Source organism: Kitasatospora sp. NPDC004240 (assembly GCF_053603215.1).
In genome coordinates this window covers 1-2794 of the sequence record NZ_JBSGFD010000409.1, presented here as the reverse complement: position 1 = coordinate 2794, position 2794 = coordinate 1, and the positions used below count along the sequence as shown (strand labels likewise).

The window sequence follows — 2794 nt, the reverse complement described above, 5'->3', positions numbered from 1 at the left end:
AGACCTCGCTCTTGGAGATGCCGGTGTCCGCGCCGAGGGCTTTGACCAGGTCGTCGACCGAGCGGGTGGACACGCCCAGGAGGTAGGCCTCCATGATGACCGCGTAGAGGGCCTGGTCGATGCGGCGCCGGCGCTCGAGCAGGCTGGGGAAGAAGCCGCCGGTGCGGACCTTGGGAATGGCCGGCTCCAGGTCGCCGGCCATCGGGCACACCACCGCACGTGCGGTGTACGTGGCTTCGATCCTCACGTCCACTCCCGCGAGTACGGATCCCTCCGACCGGGCCCGGGACGGCCTCCTGGTTCGAAGAACAAGCAGCGGGCCGCACGTCACGACGTCGGAGGACGGTCGAACGGGCTGAAACGATCAAAGAAAACCAAGCCCGCCGAGGACAAAACCCGGCGAAAGCCCCCCGCTTCGGCTGAGGTGGTTCGAAGCCACCCTCGCCCACCGGTCACGTCGTCGTGGGCCATGGCCGGCTCCACGCCGTCGCAGTTCGGCGCGACCCGGATCAGCCGCCCTCCGGAAGGGCATGGCCGTTGAGCAGGGCGCTGCCCAGCGGAGTGAGGGTGTGCAGGACTGCGCTGCCCTGGCGGACGGTGGTGACGAGGCCGGCCCGGCGCAGGACGGTGGCCTGCTCGCTGGCGGTCGGTGCGGATGTGGAGATCCGTTCGGCGAGTCCGCCGGTGGTGCAGGGGCCGTCACCGATGGCCTGGAGGGTCCGGGCGCGGGTGCGGCCCAGGAGCGCGGACAGAGCGCTGTCGGTCCCGTGACGGGGCGTCGTCAGCAGGGCTGCCGCGTCGGACACGCTACGTATGACGGGGATGAAGAGCAGGACGGGTACCTGCTCGTCCGCCGGGTCGGTGTAGGCGATCGGCCTGGTCTGGCAGAAGGCGGACGGGACCAGTAGCAGGCCCCGGCCGCGCAGTTCGACGGTGCCGGTGAGGGCGCCCCGGCCGATCTCCAACGTCGGTCTCTTCCAACGGAATTCGGGTGGCAGTCCGGCAAGCATCGCCTCGGTTCCGTGTTGGGCGAGCCGGAGGGCGTGCGTGGCCTGTTCGGCCCGCAGGCGGGGCAGGATGCGCTGCCAGTGGGGGGCCACGGCAGCGCGGTGGACGTTCTGCAGGTACGTCAGCAGTTCCTCACGGTCCGCGCGGTCGTGGGCGATGTCGCCCCACGCCGTGCCCGCCCAGGGATCGGTGCAGCGCGAATAGCGGGCCCGCGCCTCGACGGCCCCCGCGAGTTCGGCGCGGAGCCGGTCCGCCGGTGCCGCGCGCAGCGCCTCGATCCCCTCCTCGACGGAGGACGCGGCTCCGGTGACGGTGAACAGGTCCAGGACCGTCTCCTGGAAGAGGGCCGAGGCCGGGTGCACGCGGGCGATGGAGCCGGCGTGGACCTTCTGCCGCCATCCGCCGAACATCGCCCGGCTGTGCGGCTGTTGGAGGGCCGTCAGGGCGAAAAGCGTCTCGCCGAGCGGGCCCCACGTCGCGGCGATCCGGGTCCTGGCGAGGTCCTGCGGTGTGAACGTGATGCGCAGCACGTGATGGCCTCCCGGGGGTTCGTTCGGATGCCCACCTTCCCGGCCGCCATCGTCTCCGGTCGCGGCCGGTTTCTTCAAGTGGGCCTCACCACAGGGGTTTCGGCGACGGCCGAAAGGGTTTGGGCCCCGCATGCCGGCGCCATCAGGATGGCTTCCAAGGCCGCCGGGGCAGGACCGGCGGCCCCCGGGTCCGGCAGATCCGCCGGGATCGGGAAGCAACCCATGGAGGCGTTCATGCGTATTCGTCGTGTCCTTGCGGTCACCGCGGTCGGTGCCGCGCTCGCCCTGGGCGCCACGGCCGCACCGGCCGTGGCCACCGCCACCACGTCCGGCCAGGTCGCCGGCGTCACCTGCGGCAACCTGGCCTGGCCGCACCAGCAGCAGACCTCCACCTACGGCAAGGTGATCAAGTCCACGAGCGCGGCCGTGCACACCGGGCCCTACGGGTCGTGCGCCACCGTGGCCTACCTGTCGCCCGGCGCCGAGGTCCAGTACGACTGCTTCGTCCTCAACGACTACAACAACACCTGGACCTGGGTCCGCAACCGCGGCGGTGCGAGCATCGGCTGGGTCTACAACGGGTACCTGAGCGGCGGCGGATCCAGCAAGATGTGCGCTCTGACATCCGCCTCCGGCCAGCCGATGTCGCGAGGCTAGTCGGCCACGGTCGGCCCTCTCGTGACGAGTCGCCCGGATGCTGCGAACAGCAGCTCCGGGCGGTCAGAATGATCACGTGGATGAACAGGTGCGGGTCCGGGAGATCGATGACGACGAAGGCAGACGACTGCTGCGGATCGTCCGCCCGGGGCACCGGTTCGGTGGTGACCTGGCGGCGAGCCCAAACGGTGCGGCCGTCCGCCCAGCACATGCCCGTGGCGAAGATCGCCAAGGTAACGTTCACCAGCGCGGAGAACGGCAGGCCGTGCTCGGCCGGCCTGGACTTGGCGATCTGAAGCAGGGGGGGGGCGATTTCGCCGGTGGTGGGTAGGCGGTACTGGACCAGGGCAGGATGGCTGGTTTCCAGCATCTCCTCAATGAGCTCGTTTCAACTTGAAGCTGCAGGTCACGGGGCTGGCATGGGTCGCGACTGGGGTACTCGTGCTGGTCTGGGCCTTGATCGGTAGCAGGTGATCGTCCAATGCCGCGAAGTTATTGATCCGAAGCGGTAGGGGTTCTGGGTCGTTGAACACCGCGTGACTGAACCGGTGGGGGACGCGCGACACTTGTCGCCGTCGGCGCAGGAAGCGTTGCGGCTG

At 69.9% G+C, this 2794-nt stretch carries 3 protein-coding genes and 2 pseudogenes; 2 read left to right on the top strand and 3 right to left on the bottom strand.

Annotation, left to right across the window (positions count from 1 at the left end; translation table 11 throughout):
• Positions 1-196: pseudogene (locus tag ACWEQL_RS42085) on the bottom strand (transposase); the annotation flags it as partial.
• A gap of 313 nt (positions 197-509) precedes the next feature.
• Positions 510-1538: a hypothetical protein gene (locus ACWEQL_RS42080; protein ID WP_452156850.1), complete on the bottom strand. Its 1029-nt coding sequence runs from the start codon at positions 1536-1538 to the stop codon at positions 510-512.
• 234 nt (positions 1539-1772) lie between these two features.
• Here ACWEQL_RS42080 and ACWEQL_RS42075 point away from each other — a divergent pair, with 234 nt between their 5' ends.
• Positions 1773-2195, top strand: a complete 423-nt coding sequence (locus ACWEQL_RS42075) for an SH3 domain-containing protein (protein ID WP_452156848.1) — start codon at positions 1773-1775, stop codon at positions 2193-2195.
• Between the two features lie 76 nt (positions 2196-2271).
• A pseudogene (locus ACWEQL_RS42070) lies at positions 2272-2458 on the top strand (hypothetical protein); the annotation flags it as partial.
• A gap of 111 nt (positions 2459-2569) precedes the next feature.
• Here ACWEQL_RS42070 and ACWEQL_RS42065 read toward each other — a convergent pair.
• On the bottom strand, positions 2570-2794 hold a 225-nt coding region (locus ACWEQL_RS42065), incomplete at its 5' end, for a hypothetical protein (protein ID WP_452156846.1).

Bases quoted from the DNA above. Each gene is read 5' to 3' on its own strand.
- ACWEQL_RS42075 (WP_452156848.1), top strand. From the start codon at position 1,773: ATGCGTATTCGTCGTGTCCTTGCGGTCACCGCGGTCGGTGCCGCGCTC.